This window comes from Siccirubricoccus deserti, from assembly GCF_014283215.1.
In the GTDB taxonomy this organism is placed as follows: domain Bacteria; phylum Pseudomonadota; class Alphaproteobacteria; order Acetobacterales; family Acetobacteraceae; genus Siccirubricoccus; species Siccirubricoccus deserti.
Window position 1 is genome coordinate 1 of sequence record NZ_JACOMF010000060.1, and the last position, 16,715, is coordinate 16,715.

The following is a 16,715-nucleotide window of genomic DNA, read 5'->3' on the forward strand; positions in this document are numbered from 1 at the left end:
CCATTCGGCATCCGTCAGATCGGAGGGGTAGCGCAGCCCGCGCCGATCCGCCGCACGCCGATGCTCCGCTGTCCACGCCATCCTGCTTCCCCACAAATCGCCCGCAGGAGAAGGGAATCACATCCGATTCAGGTAACTCAATTCCTTTTCGGATGGGCTCTAAGGCTCAGAGCGCGGCAAGACTCCGTTGCAGTCGCGTGATGGCGCCGGGCAAACCGCGCACCTTTAGTACCCGGCCTGTCTCGCCATACTCCTCGGACAAGACCCGCGCGCTTTCATACACCTCGCCTATCAGCCCTTGTTTCGCATAGGGTACAGCCGTGGCGTCTACTCGTCGCGGCGTATTGCGCGCGCCTGCGAGGAGCGCCTCGACTTCCAAGCGGTGACGGCGCTGAACCGGCCGGACTTCCGCACCATCAGCGAGTTCCGCCGCCGCCATCTCGCGGCGCTGGCCGAGTTCTTCGTGCAGGTGCTTGCCTTGTGCCGGCGTGCCGGCCTGGTCAGGCTCGGCCATGCACGAACATCCGCTTGGGCCTGATGCCCACGCTAGCACCCGCCAGCTGACGCGGCAGGGCCAGGACAGCCCGAGCCGCGCTCACCCGCCCCGAACAGGCGTCGCCCCTCAAGCCCGGCCAGCAAGGCCCTCTTTCAACGGAATCGGCAAGTTCAGGAGATTGGCGGACGAGGCATCCAGGCGCAGACCACCTTCATCGCCGAGCTGTTCCAGGTCACCGCCTGATCTGTCGCCTCCGCCGTCATCGCAACCAACGGCAATGTTTGCAACGGAACCCACCTTCTGTTTGAAGAAGTGCAACATAGTCCGCTGGGCATGAGGATGCCGCCGGCGGTCAGGCCACACGGCTGCCGATCCGTGCTTCGATTTCATCCTGGAAGTGGCAGGCAACGGCATGCCCCTCCTCCACCGCAGCGAGCGATGGCTCCTCCTCGACACAGCGCGATCTGGCGAAGGGGCAGCGGGTGCGGAAACGGCAGCCGCTCGGAGGGTTGATTGGCGAAGGCACCTCGCCCTCGATGCTGACCGTATTGCGCCCGCCGCGCGGCAGGTCGGTTGCCATGGCGGCGCGCATCAGCGCCCGGGTGTAAGGATGCAATGGCCGCCGATACAGCGCCGCGGCGTCGGCCTGTTCCACCATCTTGCCGAGATACATGACGCCTACGTGGTCCGACATGAACTCGACTACGGCCAAGTCGTGGGCGATGAACAGATAGGTCAGGCCGAGTTCTTCCTGCAGGTCGCGCAGCAGGTTGAGCACCTGGGCGCGGATCGACACATCGAGCGCCGAGACTGGCTCGTCCAGTACCATGAATTTAGGGCGTACCGAAATCGCCCGGGCAATGGCCAGACGCTGGCGCTGTCCGCCGCTGAACTCGTGTGGATACTGATCGACAACGTGTGCCGGGAGGCCCACGATGCGCAGCAGTTCCTGGACCTGCTCGCGCAACGCCGCTCCCCGAACGCCATGCTGGACAGCAAGTGGTTCCCCCACAACATCAAGCACCTTGTGCCGCGGGTTCAATGCCCCATACGGGTCCTGGAACACCGCCTGCGCGTCCTTGCGGAAGGCTCGCTCGGTGCCGGAAGGCAGGTCCGAAAGGGTGTGGCCTGCCACCGACAAATGCCCCGCCGTCAACGGCTCCAGATACAGCAGCAGCTTGCTGATCGTGGTCTTGCCACAACCGGATTCGCCGACCAGCCCAAAGGTTCCGCCCGCGTCAATGCTGAAGTCCACCCCGTCGACCGCATGCACGACGCGCCGCTCGGCGAAAGGGCGGCGGGCCAGGGGGAAGTGCTTCACCAGACCCTTGGCGGTGACCAGCGGAGCCACAGCTTTCATGCCGGGCTCCCTTCATGCAACCAGCAGCGAGCCGTGCGCTCCGGCCCGGTGTTGAAAGCCGGCGGAAAGGCGGTGGTGCAGCCAGACATCGCCGAAGGGCAGCGCGGCGCAAATGCGCATCCAGGCGGCAGGTCGGCAAGGTCGGGGATCTGGCCGTCAATGGCGGTGAGCCGCCTTCCGGTATGGCCGATGCGCGGGATCGAGGCGAGCAGCGCGCGGGTATAGGGGTGCTTCGGGTCGGTGAAGATCGCCTCGGTATCGCCAGTTTCCACAGCCCGCCCGGCATACATGATCATCACCCGGTCGGTGATGCGGCGCACGACGCCAAGGTCGTGGGTGACGAGGACGATCGCGGTACCGAGGCTGCCACGGATATCGGCCAGTAGCCGCAGGATCTGCTCCTGGATGGTCACGTCCAGTGCCGTGGTCGGCTCATCGGCCAGCAGTAATCCGGGGCTGAGCGACGTCGCCATGGCGGTGAGCACGCGCTGCTTCATGCCGCCACTCATCTGGTGCGGATAGCTGCGGAGGCGCTCGACCGGCGAGGGAATATGCACCAGGCGCAGCATCTCCAGGGCACGGCTGCGACGTTCCTCGCCGCGCATTGAGGAGTTGTGGCGTAGCACCTCGTCAAGCTGGTTGCCGACGGTGAACAGCGGATCCATGGCGGTCATCGGGTTCTGTAGCACCATGGTGATCTCGCGTCCGCGCAGCTCACGCATCTCCGCGCCAGACTTGGTGAGCAGTTCCTCACCACGGTAGCGGATGCTGCCCGTCACCTCGGCATTTTCCGGAAGTAGGCGCACCAGCGACGTGCAGAGCGTAGACTTGCCGCAGCCGGACTCGCCAACCACGCCCAGGATCTCGCCCGCGGCAAGGCTGAAGTTCACCCCATCGACGGCTTGGACCGGTCCCCGGCGAGTGCGGAAACGCACGTGCAGGTCGCGCACTTCGAGGATCGCGCCGGCGGCGTCGTCCATGCACTCAGTCCCTTCCTTGACGCGGGTCAAGCCGGTCGCGCATCCAGTCCCCGAAAATGTTCAGGCTGAGCACCGCGAGCAGGATGGCGAGCCCTGGCATGATTGTGAGCCACCAGGCCACCGTCATGTATGCGCGGCCATCTGACAGCATCAGTCCCCAGGAAATGTCGGGCGGCTGCACGCCGAGCCCGAGGAACGAAAGGGAGCTTTCCAGAATGATGACGCGGCCGAGGTCCAGCGTGGCCAGTACGATGATGCTGTTGGTAACGTTCGGAAGAATGTGCCTGATGCCGATGCGCCAGCGGGGCTGGCCGGCGACGCGAGCCAGGGCAACGAAATCGCGACTCTTGATGCTCAGCACCTCGCCGCGCACCAGGCGCGCATACCGGGCCCAGTTCGTGATGCCCATGACGATGATGATGTTGGTGACGCTCGGCCCCAGCGCCGCTACGAAACCCAGGGCCATCAGGATGAAGGGCAGGGCCAGGAAGGCGTCGACAATGCGCATAATTAGCGAATCAATGGCGCCGCCAACATATCCCGCGATCAGACCCAGCAGCACGCCCACGCTACCGGCCAGAGCGATGGCAAAGACCGAAATGATCAACGACAGCCGCGCCCCGTAGATGATGCGCGAGAGGATGTCTCGCCCGAGGTTGTCGCTGCCTAGCGGATAGGAAAGGCTGCCATCCTCCTGCCAGAAGGGCGGGGCCAACGAGACAAGGAAATTCTGGTCGGCCGGATTGTGCGGGACAATCCAGGGAGCGAGCACGGCCGCACCGACGAACAGCGCCACCAGGATCGTCGCCAGGACCGGTGCACCGCGCATTGAATCCTGCAGCCCGAGGTTCCACCGGCGAAAGAAGAAGCGGTCCGACATTCCGGCCCCGTTCAGTAGCGGATGCGCGGGTCGAGCCAGCTGTACAGCAGGTCGACCAGCAGATTGAGCAGGAGAATCAACATGGCAGTGACCATCACCGCCGCCTGCACCACGGGATAGTCGCGGGCATTGATGGCGTCCACGACGATCAGGCCCACGCCGGGCCAGGCGAATACCGTCTCGGTCACTACCGCGCCGGACAGTAGCACGCCGAACTGCAGCGCCATGTAGGTGACGATCGGGATTGCTGCGTTGCGCAAGGCGTGTTTCAGCACCACGATGCGCTCAGGCAGACCCGACAGGCGCTCGAAGCGTACGAAGTCGCTCTGCATCGCCTCCAACATGGACGAGCGGGTAAGCCGGGCGATAGCCGCGGCCGAGAACCACCCGAGGGTGATTGCCGGCAACACCAGGTTCTCCACCCCGCCGCGTCCCGATGTAGGCAGCCAGCCAAGATGGACCGAGAAAACCAGAATCAGGATCAGACCAAGCCAGAAGGTCGGCGTGGCTTGTCCCAGTGTTGCGAACCAGCGCGCCAGCGTGTCGATCCAGGTGTCGCGGCGAACCGCCGCCAGGATGCCGATCGGCAATGCGATGATAGTGGCGAGCAGCATCGACACCGCCGCAAGCTGCAAGGTGGCGGGCAGCCGGTTGAGTACAATGCCCAGTGCCGATTCGCGGTAGCGGAAGGACTTCCCCATGTCGCCTTCCAGCACCCGGCCCACGAAGGTCAGGTATTGGAGATGCAGAGGCTGGTCGAGTCCGAGTTGCCGGCGGAAGAAATCGCGGTCTTCCTGGGTTGCCTCGGTTGGCAGGAGCGAGATCGTGGGGTCGCCGGTAACTCGGGCGAGGCTGAACACGATCATGCTGACAAATACGGCGGTAAGCGCCGTCTGGCCGATCCGGCGCAGGATGTAAAAGCCCATCGGATGCCGACCCGGTATTCGGCTCAGTCCTTCTCAATCTCCCAGAATACAGGCCAGGAGACATTGGCGCGCGGCGTCCAACGGATGTTCTTGCGCGTGGCATAGATTTCGCGTGTGGTCCACAGGAAGATGTAGGGCGGGTTCTCGTAGATGTGGGTGAAGGTATTCCTCAGGTGCGCCAGCCGCTCATCCGGGTCGACGATGCCGTTGGCCTTGTCGATCATCCCATCCAGCACGGGGTCGGAATGCCACGAAAGCGAGCCGCCGGTGCGCATCGCCCGCGGCAGGCGGCCCATCGGGTCGTTGTTGTAGTCTGTCCAGTTCTGCCAGTGGATGTCGTACTTGTCATACTCGCGGGCGGTGACGCGGGCGAGCCACGCGCCGTATTCCAGGAACTCCATGCTTGTCTTCACGCCGACCTGATTGAGGTAGAAGGCCACCGCTTCCGCCACTTCCTTGCTCTGCGCGGCGCGACCAGGTGTCTGGCCCCAGAAGCTGTAAGTGCGCGAGAAGTCGAAATTCGCCTCCTCCAGCAGGGCGCGGGCCTTTTTGGGGTCATAGGGATACGGGTCGCGGCCGATGTCGCAGCCGGTGATGTCGATGTGGCAGGGTGCTGCGGAAATCGTGGCGTACCCGAACATCACGCGCCGGATCAGAGTATTCTTGTCGATGGCGTGGTTGAGGGCACGGCGCACCCGCGGGTCTGCGAATTGGCCGTGCGCCGCGCGGGTATTCAGCAGAATGAATATGTTCTGGAAGCTCGGCGACACAACGACATTGAGGTTTCGGTCGCCTTCGAGCTGTTTGCCAACCTGCGGGGGAACAGCAACGATGGCATCGACCTCGCCAGCGCGGATCATGGCAATGCGGGTCTGCGGGTCCGCAACGACGCGCATCACGAGGCGGCCGATCTTCGGCACCTTGCCCCAATGTTCGGGGAAGGCGGCAAGCACTATGTTCTCCTTGATGCTGCGGGAGACAAAGCGGTAGGGACCGGTGCCGATGGGCTGGCGACCGAACGCATCGTTGCCCATGGACTCAAGGGTCCTCTTATTGACGATGTAGAAGAACTCACCGAGGTTCTCGAGCAGCGAGGCGTCCGGTGCCTTGAGCTTCAGGCGCACGGTCAAAGGATCGACGACCTCCACCTCCTCGATGTTGCGCGTGACAATCGCGGCACGGGGATTGCGGGTTTCCGGATCATTGGAGCGCTGCCAGGAGAAGCGCACATCCTCGGCGGTGAAGGCCTCGCCGTTGTGGAATTTTACGCCGGGCCGCAGCTTGAACGTATGGACGCGGCCGTCAGCACTGACTTCGTGGCTCTCGGCCAGTTCCGGCACGAGGCGCCCTTCATTGTCGTGGCCGTACAGCCCCTCGAACACATGGTTAAAGAACTGGTAGTCGCCGCCGCCGGAGATCTTGTGCGGGTCGATGCTGGTCGGATCGATGCCCACTGCTACCGTCACTGTCTTCAGCGCGACCGCTGGCACGGCGGCGAAGGCAAAGGCTGCTGCGACAGCAAGCGCCGAAAGCCCCCTCGCAATTGCACGGGCCATGATGTCCTCCCTGTTTTGGTGGCGTTCTCCGCGCCTGTGGCCAAGGTTACCAGATCCGGATGGTGCTGCAATCTTGGATAAAGCGCCTGCCGGTGGCCGTAGGCTAAGGACCGACTAGGTGTGCAGTCCCGAGGTGTTGTGCCGCGTTCTGTCGCGAGCAGGAGGACGCCTTATGGCAGGAGGTCTTCACCGCTCAGCCCGAACGACACCGCAAGTTCGAGCCGGTTGAGCGCATGCGTTCAACCAAGCGTCGCAAGCGCCGGCCCGCGCCCTGGCCGCCCAATACCGCCTGAACCTCAAGACCGTAGCGCAATGGCGCGGCCGGACCAGCACGGCCGATGCCCTCATGAGGCCGCGCCAGCCCCGTAGCAGCGTCCTCACCGAAACCGCAGGTCCCCTCCGGCAAAGGACCTGACTCTACGCGGGTGGCTCACTCTTCAACCGACGGACCGGCTCAGTTCTCAGCGGTGGCTACAGCCCCTCGGGCCAGCGGCGCTCCAGGTGATCATGGCAGGGGTCCAGCATGCTGCCGCGCTGGGGCTGCTGTCAGTACGGCAGGGCGCCGGCGCGCAGGCACTCCCGCAACGTCTTACGGTCGGCGCCCAGCTGACGGGAGATCGCGCTCAGCGACGCGCCCGCCGCGTGCAGGCGAGCCGCCTCGTCGAACCAGCCCTGGCAGCGCGCGTGCGGCAGCGCTCCGGTGCCGTGCATCGCCTGGACGGCCGCCGTCAGCCGGAACTGGGGTGCTGGGCACCGTGGGCTGCTGCATCACCTCTCGGGCGACCCGACGCGCTGCTGCATGGTGGCGCTCGGCCGCGGCGTGGACGGCGTCGCCCCGGCCAGGCCCCCATTTCAGCCCCAAGCACCGCAATCCGCACCTCGCCGCCGGCAGTCTTCGCCGGCCCGCAGCCAGTGACCGTCACGTTGAGCAAGCTGGTGGTGCCGGGCGCCAGTGAGGGCGGGGCGCAGGTCACCTTCGCCGCGAACTCCCGCTGGCTTCCCAGTACGACGGGCGTGGCACAGAGTAGCGCTCAGCCAGTTGATGCGTTGTCCGACCTCAGTGCCGCATCGACCTGACGATCAAGGCGCGCGACCAAACCATCCGGTAGCTTGAGGCGGTGGGCGAGCGCCTGCAGATAGGCGCGCTCGGCAGGCTCGTCCGGATCTACCGCAAGGCGGGATACCAGGTAGATCTCCGAAGCCTGCTCGGGGGTCCTGGCGGCGGCGGCGACCTCGCTTACCCCGATCGGGGCGTCCAGCGTGTCGAAGACAAAGGCCTTGGCCTCGGCGTCCAGACCAGCCTTATCCACCTGCTCAAAGATGCGGCCCCGCTCAGTAGCGTCGATGTGGCCGTCCGCGTGGGCGGCGCCGATCATGGCCCGGATCAGCGACAGCTCGAAGGGCTCCCCGCTGGCCGCCGTGGCGGCAGCCGGCAGAAAGCGCGGCTCCACATCGTCCATGTCATGCGCGGTGGTAGTCTTGGCGGTCGCCGGCGCCTGTCCGGCCTGCCAGTTCTGCCAGGCACGATGCGCCAATGCGCCGAGCAGCGCGGCGCCACCATGGCTCAGCATCCCGCCACCACGCTTGCCGCCTTTCTTGCCAAGCAACAGACCGAGCAGTCCACCAGCCGCGGCGCTGCCGACGAGGCCCCCTGCACCGCCGGCGCCCCCAAGAAGCTGCCGCGCGGCTTCGGTTAGCCCACCGCCCGTGCCGGCGCCGGATGGCGGCTGTGTCGCTCCCCAAGGGGAGGCGGGACGGCCAGACCGGTCAGAGGCGGGACCGGACAGGGTGCCGGCCACCCCGCCGGGGCCGAGGAAGCGATCGAGAAGGGCTTTGGCGTCTATCATGCTGGGGAGATCGGGATGGGACAGCCGGGGCACAAGATTACTGGCGATTCATGTTCCCGTCGGTGAGCAGCATGGGGACGCCGTTCGAACGCGGCGAAGCGCTCAGGAGCGAGGATCCGAACCTCGGGCCATCAAGTGCAACTCCGACGCCACGTCCCGCAGGCAACAGCGCACAGCGCATCGAGGTCGATCCAACCGCCGCAGCTGACTGTGCTGATCGGCACGAAGAGTGCCCCAACGCCTATCTCGGCGTTGGGGTCAGTTTGCTGGTACTGGTGGTCGCCTGCGGTCAGGCCGCGGTGCTAATGCAAAGCCTCTCGGCCACGAAAGCCTCCACATCCTCCACCCGGTAGCGGATGGTCTTATGGCCGAGCCGCACGAAGCGCGGGCCATCACCGGTGCCGCGCCAGCGCTCCAGCGCCTTGCGGCTGACGCCGAGCCGGACGGCCACATCCTCCGGCGTCAGCAGGGTCTGGGGCAGCCTGGGCGCCGGCGCGGCGGCAGGTGTGACGGGCGCCAGGCTGCGCCGAAGGATCAGCTTGGGCTGGTCCATGACTTGGTCCCTTCCGTATCGCTGGGAAACTCGCTAGGGCGCATGGCGCTGGTGCTGCCGACGCCTGAGTGGCCCTTCATGGGGATGGCGCCCACGGCGTGGCCGCCGCGGGCAGATGGTCTTGGCCGGGGCAGGACGGACCTAGCGGTGGTAAGGCGTTCACCACTGCCGTGAGCCGGCAGCGGCCCCGTGATGGGTGTCCTGCCGGGTGCCCTGGTCCCGAACCAGCGCGATGATGGCGACGGCCGAGCCCTATCCCTCATTCTCCGGGAACAGCTTGAAGCCGCGGGCCCTGTTCCGAGACCATGCGGTCGGCCGGTTCAGGGCGGCGTCCACATCACAGGACCAGGCCGCGCCGAAAAGCCCATCGGACCACCACTCGCCCGGGCCGCGGATGCCTACCCTTGGCACTTGGCATTCGACGAACCGGGCGAGGCACTCCGCCCGTCGGTCCCCCGGAGCGTAATCGTCGGAGCCCGCTGCGAGGCATATCGCGTCGCTCACGGCGGATGGCGAAACCAAGCTACCGACGCGCATGTCGACCGGAATCCCCAGCGCGGACGTGGCCACCGCATTGGCGCTCGCCGCCGCGGCCCCTTCCGGTTTGGCTAAGCGGGGCCCCAGCACAACGTTCAGCCACCTCGCGAACAAGGGGAAGCCCGCAGCGAAGCGCGTGACGTCCGCCTGCGTGACGGGCCGCGCCCCCGCGGAAACGTCCATGCAAGCGGACGGCGAAGGCGATGCGGCCAGCGCTCCCAATTCGGCAGGGCATCGAGCGCAACGTCACCCTGCGCGAGGCGGTGCAGGACCTTGCGGAACCCTGCTGCGCAGGTCTGCAGCGTGTCGGTCGCGGGCAAGTCGATGAACGCCAGCACGGGGGCGATCTGCCACACGCTGGTCAGGCCGCTGAGCGCCGGATGGTCCGGGCTCGGTGCGTCGGATAGCATGCCATGCCGGAACCAACCGAGCAGGTAGCCCGGGTCGCAGGTCTCACCGCCGCTCAGCGGCTTGGACTGATCCACTCCGAGATCGACTGCCGGTGGGATCATGACCTGCCCGAGCGCCGCGGCGTAGGCCTCATCCGGGATGCCATTCCGTCCGGCTTCCGCCAGCGGCAAGCCGAGGCCGCCGAGCGGCATGCCGCGGTAACTCTGGGCAAAGAGGTCGGCCCCATACGGGAGCAACTGGACCGGCTGGGCATGGGGTCGCCAAGCGAGTATTTCGGGCAAGACTGCCTCCTGCGTAGCTCATGGTGGGGAAGGGGTCGGTGCTCGGCGCCATGGCCGGCAGCGCGACCTATGAGACTGTTCGCCGCGGCGCTTTGGCGCGCTAAGCGACTGACGCTGGGCTATTCTCGGAGGCGGCGTGGTACCCGGGACCACCTTGCGCCATGCGCACTGCTGGGCTCCGGCCTGGGCCAGGCGGCGCGCTCACGCTTCGGTTGGTGCCCGCTTTTCGGATCAGGGCTCTGGCGGCGCATCGCGGCCCGCCAGCATCCCGGCTTTCCGAGCAACGGCCGCAGGGTCTTCCCGGGTCGTATCCTGCTCCGTGGTGGCACCGGCTCCGACCGAGCAGTTCCACCGGCCGGCGCCTGCCGCATCGGCGTAGGAAAAAAGGTCGAGAAAGGCCTGGAGGGCGGCTCAGCCGCCCTCCGTCTTCACGTCGCCCGCGCTGGCTGGGCTTGGCCGCGAGATCTCGCCCACTGCATTGGCCGCCGCGACCAGGCGGTCCTGGCTGAGGTGGGCGTAGCGGGTCGTAGTGGCGACCTGCTTGTGCCCGAGGATCTGGCCGATCTCGTAGAGCGAGTGGCCCCGGTTCGCGAGCGCGCTGGCGAAGCTATGGCGCAGGTCGTGCAGGCGGAGGGAGGCGGGCAGGCCCGCTGCCCGCTTGGCCCTTGCCCAGGCGCCCCGCACGTTCTCCAGCGGCTGGCCGCGGCGCCGGGCTGAGGGAAAGACATGCGGGTTGTCGAGTGCCCGGGGCAGGGCGCGCAGCACGGCCAGGGCGGCATCGGAGAGTGGCACGTGCCGCCGCTCGCCGTTCTTGGCCAGCGGCACGGTCAGGGTCCGCCGCACCAGGTCCACGTGCGCCCAGCGCGCCCGGAGCACCTCGTTCCTCCGGGCACCCGTCAGCGCCAGCAGCCGGATCGCCGCGGCCGCCACCCTGTCCGGCTCGGCATCAAGCGCCGCCAGCAGCCGGACGTGCTGCGCGTCGGAGAGGAACTCCTCCCGGTGCCGCTCCGGCAGCATGTCGGGCTGTGCCGCCGGGTTCCGGCCCTCATAGGCGCCCCAGCGGAGCGCCAGGCCGAAGATCCGCCGCAGCACGGCCAGGTGCCGGTTGACGCGGCCGTTCGACAGTCCCTCGGCCAGGAGCTTGCGGCGGAGCTCGCTGACGTCAGACGGCGTGACCTCGTCGAGGGCCCTGCGACCGAGCGCCGGAACCAGGCGCAGCCGGCACATCGCCTCGTAGTCGGCCGCGGCACGCAGCGCGTCGCGGACCTTGGGCAGGTACTTCTGCTCGACGAACTCTCCGAAGCTGGCGACCGAACGGACCTTGTCGCGGTCCGCGCCGGGATCGCCGCCCAGGGTGACGGCGGCCCTGAGCTGCTCGGCCCTCTGGCGGGCCTGGTCGACGGTGATGTCACCAAGCCGGCCGATGCGCACCTCCTTGGCGCGGCCGCGGGCGTCGGCGTAGCGCAGCCAGAAGGTGATGCTGCCGCTGTCGCGCACCTCCATGATGAAGCCGCGGATCCTGTCGTCGAAGACCCTGACCTGACGCTTGCCCGCCGGCACCGCGGGTGGGGATTTGGCGAGCGTGCGGGTGATCGTGGCGGTGGCCATGCCGCGTCGCCTCTCTTTCGTGGCTATGGGTGGGAAGGGGGGCCGCCGCCGTGGCCCGAGGGCGGGCACGGCGGCCTGATGGGATGTTCACGTCCCCTCGGGGAAAATGCTGGGCATTGGGGCTCAGCGGTGGCGCGAGAGGGCCACCGTCACGGTGTGGGGAGATGCGGGCCGCCAGGACCGCGTGCCCGTGTCTGGTCAGGCGCCGGTTCCATCGGCACTGCGCTGGCGTTTCCTCTCCCAGCAGAGACAGGCATCACGGCCCGGCACGAGACCGCCAGTGCGTCAGCACGGCACTGAGGGATGTCACCATCGCCATGCCAAGCAGCACTTGGTCTGCCGCGCTCGGCAGCAGACCCGGCCTGACGTCCCGATCCTCGCCTCGCGGGTCAGGGCAGGGGCGACCCAGCTGTCGCCGCCTGTACCGAACCTGGCGGCTGCGGGTGCAGGCATGGCGGCCCGATGGCCTGGTGTGGCTTTGACGGGCAAAGCGGCGCATTCGGGACCAGCGGCGCGGGGAGGGCGCAGGGGGCCAGCTCGGGGCACACGGGCCGCCATGAGACGGCCGGCGTCCGATCCTCCACTTCCTTCCCGTCGGCGTTCCTGCCCTCACGTCAGGAGCGGGCATCAGGGTCGCGGCCGGCGGCGCTGGTGGGCGAGGCGCGCGACCTCGCAGCGCAGCGCCGTGGTGGCGTGCGATGACGCCAAGCCGAGCACCGCGTCGGCTGGGAAGGCAAGCGCCGCGTCGGCGAGGAGCTGGTCGAGCACATGCAGCAGCAACTCGGGCGACACGCCTTCCTGGCGGCCGAGCGGATCCGGGCAGAGGAGGATGCGGTTGTCCTCTTGTTCGCCGAGTGCCGCCACGGTCCAGGCGTAGGGGGAGGGCGCCGCCCCCGGCAGGAGCAGGACGGGGGGCGCGGCAGCCGTGCCTGAGCGGGCGTCCAGCATCTTGCCGAGCTCCAGCAGGTGAAAGGCGGATTGCAACGCCATCGGGCTGGGGCGCCGCTTGGCCTCGGCCTGCTGGCGCAAGGCAAGGAGGTGGGCGAGTTCGCGCGCGGTCCAGCACTCGTCTCGGCCGGCGTTCTCGTCGAGGCGGACGCGGATGGTGCGGACCTCGCCACCGCCGTGGTCGAGGCGCGCGAGCCACCAGGGCATGACGCTGCCAGGCGGCAGGTTGGTGCGGAGGAACAGGGCATAGCGTTCGGCGCGGTCGCGGCGCAGGGCCACGACGTCCGGGTGCGGGGCGTCGGTCATGGTGCCAGTGTCCGGTGGGTTGATAGGAACGAACTCAGCGCCTGGCCGTGCGACAGCATGGCGGAAGGCGTGAGCGACACCATGAAATGCGACTGAGCGAGGCAGTTGATACCGCGGTTCAGCGGCAGCGGGACGTCGCGGGTGAGGGCGGCCGAAACGCCCAAGGTGGCACCCAGCACGCCGGGAAGAGAGACGCACGGCTGCGTCTCCTTCGGGCTATTGCGCTGGTTGCTGGCTCAGCGGCCACTGCCGGTGTTGATCTTGATCTTGAGCAGGCTAATGCCGCGCACCGGCTGGATGTTCATGCGGCCTACCTCCGGCTCGCTGACGTTGGGCGGCTGAAAGGCGGGAGACGCATCATGGTCCACTACAGTGCGGGCGGGGCTTGCCGCCGTGGCTCCCAGAGCCTGCCGTCCTCGCCACATTCACCGACCTTGCGGACCGTCATGCAGAGGTGCTGTTCGGCCGGCTTCTGACGCGTCGAGCCGGTGACGAGAATGTCGATCTTCTGGTCACGGGACATATCCTGCCGCGACGCTGGATGCATGCAACGAGCGAAGCGCCAATAGCCGTGTAGACTGAGGCTGCCGACAAGATGAACCCAGTCAGGCCAGCTCCACCGACACTCGCGGCAAAGTCGGACCTCGGTGGGCGTGGCGGGGGAAGTAGACATTGCGGTCTCCTCGTTCGGATGGGTGTCTTGGGTTACGAATTGGCCGCGGTCACGCATGCCGTCAGCGGTTCAAAACGACGAAGGGGAACACCAAGGGTTACCGCTGATGTCCAGGACGTGGAAGCCGAGGCCATTCCCGTTTCCTTGGCATTCGTTCCCTCGTCTTACTGGTAGCCATCAGGGCTGTGGCCGGCGGTGCTGGTGTGCCACCTGCCTGAGCGGCTTGCCCACGCCGACGGCCGGAGGGCGGCAGACGCCACGATAACGTCGGCAATGCTGCCGACGTCGACGCGAAGAGGCGCATGGTTGGTCTCCTGCTGCTTGGGCATAGGCAGCCGCAGCCCTGTCAGTCCGCAGCCACGGATTGAAGGTTGGCGGTCGTTAGTGGGCCAGAGACAGAAGCAGTCATCGCGTGATCCGAAGGCTGACGATGCGCTGGATCTCCAGGCCGAGTGCCGCGCGTATGTGGTCCAGGCCGCGCCGCAGCCTGCCGTCCCACGGGATGGCCAGCAGTACGTCGGCGAACAGCTGGTCGAGCACGATCAGCAGCTGCTCCAGCGTGACGCCGCTCTCGTGCCCCTCAGGATGAGTGCAGAGCGGCAGCTCGGGCCTAGTGTCCAGCACGGCTACCCGGATCGCATGGCCCAGTTACACCACAAGCACCGGCTTCGCGGCGCTGTCGCCATCGAGGCCGTCGAACAGCGTGCACCGCCTTCAGGTCCGCGAAGACGGGTAGGTCATGGTCGGACATGTTGGCTTCCTCGCGGGACTGTCAGTGTCCAGATGCTGACCGGCAGTCCGGAGGCATGACATGCGGGCAGAGCGGGAGGCTGCTGCGGCACTCAGCCGCCGGGCGGCCCCGGGTTGTGCGATGTGGCAAGTAACGGAAGAGGGATCACACGTCCGACCGGCGAGCTTGCAGCATGCCGCAGGCGCGGGCGAGATCCCCACGGCACGTGGAAGATCGGGTGGTCCCGGTGTTCCGCAGCCACTGCAATCGGCCGGAAAGGGAATTCGGGCGCGAGGCGGCTCTGCCTCGGCAATCCTCAATCTTCTCCATCCCGGCAGGGGGGCGCCGCTGCAGCCAGTAAATCCTGGGCTGAGCGGCCTCTGCCCGGGGAAGGCCAGGATTTCCTGGCTAATTCCGGGGTGCGCTGTTTAAGGGCGTAAGTAGATCGCCCGTGAAATTCTTTTTGGCTTAGTTGATGGTCCCCCCTTTTCATGGTCGTGCGTTAGTCATATCTGGTCGGCGGCCGACGTACTTATGGTCGGCTTGTGATGGGGACCTCCAAAATGGACGATTTCCTCTACCCACCCGAAAGGGGGGGCGACTCCACGCGCGCCCAAGACGGGCATGACAACACATTTGGGCCCGAAGGCTCCGACGGCGGTACTGACCCCGGCCCGCAGCACGAGGGCCTACCCGAGCATCCGGACGCCGCTGGCAGTGCGGATGGTCCGCCCACTACGCCACTTCGCAATCCCAGCGAGGGCTCTGACCGGATCGCGGTTTCCCGCCTGCTCGAGGAAGCGCAGGCGCTGGAGAAGCCAAGCTTCGAGGAGATGCGCGGTCTGATCAGGAATGCCCGCGAGATCCGCGCCACGCCCGCGGAGATGAAGGTGCTGCAGCTCCTTCTGGCGGAGAGGTCCAACTTAACTACCGGCATCATCGCTCAGTTTGCCATCGACGAGAGGAATCGGATCAATGGCTTCGGCGTGATTGGCACGCCGGACGACGCCAAGGCTGCAATCGTCACCATGCTTCTGAATGACTTCGAGCAGTTGGTATGGTCAGGTGGATCGCTCTACGGATATTGTGGAGAGGCCGAAGGGCGGCCGGTGAGCGAGACGGGGTACTTTCAGCGCATCAGCCAGGATAGGCTAGACGCGCTGATCATCCAGCACCTCAGCCAAACGACCATTGTTGAGTCGCGCCGGCAGCGCGCCGAGTTGATCGACCGAATCGCGGCTGAGGCTCGGGAGCAAGATTTCTTCGACAACGCTGCGCCGGGCGTGAATCTCGCCAGTTGCCGCCTGTTCTGGGATGGAACGAATTTCCAGCAGAGCGACGTTAGCGTTCAAAATCGTGCTCGAGAGCGCCTGCCTTTCGCCTACGACCCTGAGGCTCAGGCTCCCGTCTTCAATCGCGCCATACGGCGTGTGATCGCGAGTGAGGCCAAGAGGGCGGCACTTCAGGAGGTGTTTGGCGCGGTGATCTTCGGCATCACGCCAAAGAAGGATGCCGCACGCCGCATTGTCCTTCTGCTCGGCGGCCCGAACAGCGGCAAGAGCACGATCATCGCCTTGCTCCAGCTCTTTGTGCCCGACTACGCCACCGTCTCGGTCCCGCCCGAGGAATGGGGCAAGGAGTACAGCCGGGCGCGTCTCGAGGGCGCGATCCTCAACATCGTCACTGAGCTGGGCGGGCGGCAGCCGCTGGCGGGCGAGCAGGTCAAGCGCATTGCCAGCTGTGAGCCCGTCTCGGCCAGGCATCCCTATGGCCGGTCCTTTGAGTACCGGCCGAGGGCGTGGCACCTTTTCGCTTCCAACGAGCTGCCACGGGTGACCGACACGTCTCCTGCCTTCGAGCGGCGGATGCTGGTGCTCAACTTCGACCGGCCGCTCGAGCGGGGAGAGATCGACGGCGACCTGATCGAGCGGGTGCGGGAGGAACTGCCCGGGGTGCTGAACTGGGCCATGGAGGGCGCCAAGAGGCTCGCGCAGCGGGGCTACTTCCTTCCGCCGCCCGGTCACCATGAGGCGGTGCTCGGCATGCAGTTCGGCACCGACCCGGTCCCCTTGTTCGCCCATCTAGCGGTCGAGGCAGCGCCTGGCGACCCGCAGGGTGTCACGACGGAGCGGTTGCGCGCGGCCCTCAAGGCGTTCGCTGAGGCGCGCGGCCTCGACACTGACGGCTGGAACGAACTCACGCACATGAAGCGGCTGGCCGACTTCCTCAACAAGCTCTACGGCGCGGAGCGCGCGGCGCGTGACGGGCGGCCCTTCTACCGCTTCGTCAAGCTGCGGGCAGAGCAGGGGTATAGGGAGCGCCGGGACCTGGGGGCCTGTGTGCCCCCGGTTTTGGCCAACCCGTGGATCGCCATGATGAACAACGACGCAATCCCAGACCCCAACCTGGCCCATCCCCTGATCGGGCTTACGGCGCCTGCCGCCGTGCTGTTCGACCGCTTGCAACTCAGCATCAACGTCAGCCTGCCGACGGTACTAGAGCGAAATCTGACCATTCAGAGTCGCTGAGGATTCCCGCCCGGCGCGAAATCTGATTCACCGTGCCTGCTGGGCACGGAGGCCAGCTTGCATGGCGAGAACCCTGTCCGAAGATCTACGCGCCC

The 16,715-nt window shown here is 66.7% G+C and carries 14 protein-coding genes and 1 pseudogene; 2 read left to right on the plus strand and 13 right to left on the minus strand.

The features are described 5' to 3' along the window. Positions 1-298: 298 nt before the first annotated feature. Positions 299-514: pseudogene (locus H7965_RS24900) on the plus strand (transposase); the annotation flags it as partial. Positions 515-622: 108 nt separating this feature from the next. Here the strand turns inward: H7965_RS24900 and H7965_RS24905 are convergent. The 13 genes from H7965_RS24905 to H7965_RS24965 all read right to left on the minus strand — a co-directional run bounded on the left by H7965_RS24905 (position 623) and on the right by H7965_RS24965 (position 13,986). Next, on the minus strand, positions 623-814 hold the full coding sequence (locus tag H7965_RS24905; protein ID WP_186773268.1) for a hypothetical protein: 192 nt from the start codon (positions 812-814) through the stop codon (positions 623-625). A gap of 34 nt (positions 815-848) precedes the next feature. Continuing rightward, positions 849-1,856, minus strand: a complete 1,008-nt coding sequence (locus tag H7965_RS24910) for an ABC transporter ATP-binding protein (RefSeq protein ID WP_186773269.1) — start codon at positions 1,854-1,856, stop codon at positions 849-851. Then, positions 1,853-2,836 carry an ABC transporter ATP-binding protein gene (locus H7965_RS24915; RefSeq protein ID WP_186773270.1) on the minus strand — a complete coding sequence of 328 codons (984 nt, stop codon included), beginning with the start codon at positions 2,834-2,836 and terminating at the stop codon, positions 1,853-1,855. The genes H7965_RS24910 and H7965_RS24915 overlap by 4 nt, the downstream gene beginning before the upstream one ends. Before the next feature lie 4 nt (positions 2,837-2,840). Continuing rightward, complete coding sequence (locus H7965_RS24920; RefSeq protein ID WP_222440802.1) at positions 2,841-3,716, minus strand: ABC transporter permease; 876 nt, start codon at positions 3,714-3,716, stop codon at positions 2,841-2,843. Positions 3,717-3,727: 11 nt separating this feature from the next. After that, positions 3,728-4,642 (minus strand): ABC transporter permease, encoded by a 915-nt coding sequence (locus H7965_RS24925; protein WP_186773271.1) that lies wholly within the window; start codon positions 4,640-4,642, stop codon positions 3,728-3,730. Between the two features lie 23 nt (positions 4,643-4,665). After that, a complete protein-coding gene (locus H7965_RS24930) occupies positions 4,666-6,198 on the minus strand; it encodes an ABC transporter substrate-binding protein (RefSeq protein WP_186773272.1) in 1,533 nt (510 codons plus the stop codon). A 546-nt stretch (positions 6,199-6,744) separates the two neighbouring features. Continuing rightward, positions 6,745-6,909: a hypothetical protein gene (locus H7965_RS24935; protein ID WP_186773273.1), complete on the minus strand. Its 165-nt coding sequence runs from the start codon at positions 6,907-6,909 to the stop codon at positions 6,745-6,747. A gap of 320 nt (positions 6,910-7,229) precedes the next feature. Next, positions 7,230-8,045: a tellurite resistance TerB family protein gene (locus tag H7965_RS24940; RefSeq protein WP_186773274.1), complete on the minus strand. Its 816-nt coding sequence runs from the start codon at positions 8,043-8,045 to the stop codon at positions 7,230-7,232. 289 nt (positions 8,046-8,334) lie between these two features. After that, complete coding sequence (locus H7965_RS24945; protein WP_186773275.1) at positions 8,335-8,598, minus strand: helix-turn-helix transcriptional regulator; 264 nt, start codon at positions 8,596-8,598, stop codon at positions 8,335-8,337. Between the two features lie 632 nt (positions 8,599-9,230). Next, positions 9,231-9,827 carry a hypothetical protein gene (locus tag H7965_RS24950; RefSeq protein ID WP_186773276.1) on the minus strand — a complete coding sequence of 199 codons (597 nt, stop codon included), beginning with the start codon at positions 9,825-9,827 and terminating at the stop codon, positions 9,231-9,233. Between the two features lie 411 nt (positions 9,828-10,238). After that, positions 10,239-11,435, minus strand: a complete 1,197-nt coding sequence (locus tag H7965_RS24955) for a site-specific integrase (RefSeq protein WP_186773277.1) — start codon at positions 11,433-11,435, stop codon at positions 10,239-10,241. Between the two features lie 627 nt (positions 11,436-12,062). Further along, a complete protein-coding gene (locus tag H7965_RS24960) occupies positions 12,063-12,689 on the minus strand; it encodes a hypothetical protein (RefSeq protein ID WP_186773278.1) in 627 nt (208 codons plus the stop codon). 1,078 nt (positions 12,690-13,767) lie between these two features. Continuing rightward, positions 13,768-13,986 carry a hypothetical protein gene (locus H7965_RS24965; protein WP_186773279.1) on the minus strand — a complete coding sequence of 73 codons (219 nt, stop codon included), beginning with the start codon at positions 13,984-13,986 and terminating at the stop codon, positions 13,768-13,770. Between the two features lie 669 nt (positions 13,987-14,655). Here H7965_RS24965 and H7965_RS24970 point away from each other — a divergent pair. Continuing rightward, positions 14,656-16,620 carry a DNA primase family protein gene (locus H7965_RS24970; protein WP_186773280.1) on the plus strand — a complete coding sequence of 655 codons (1,965 nt, stop codon included), beginning with the start codon at positions 14,656-14,658 and terminating at the stop codon, positions 16,618-16,620. The last annotated feature ends 95 nt before the right edge of the window (positions 16,621-16,715 follow it).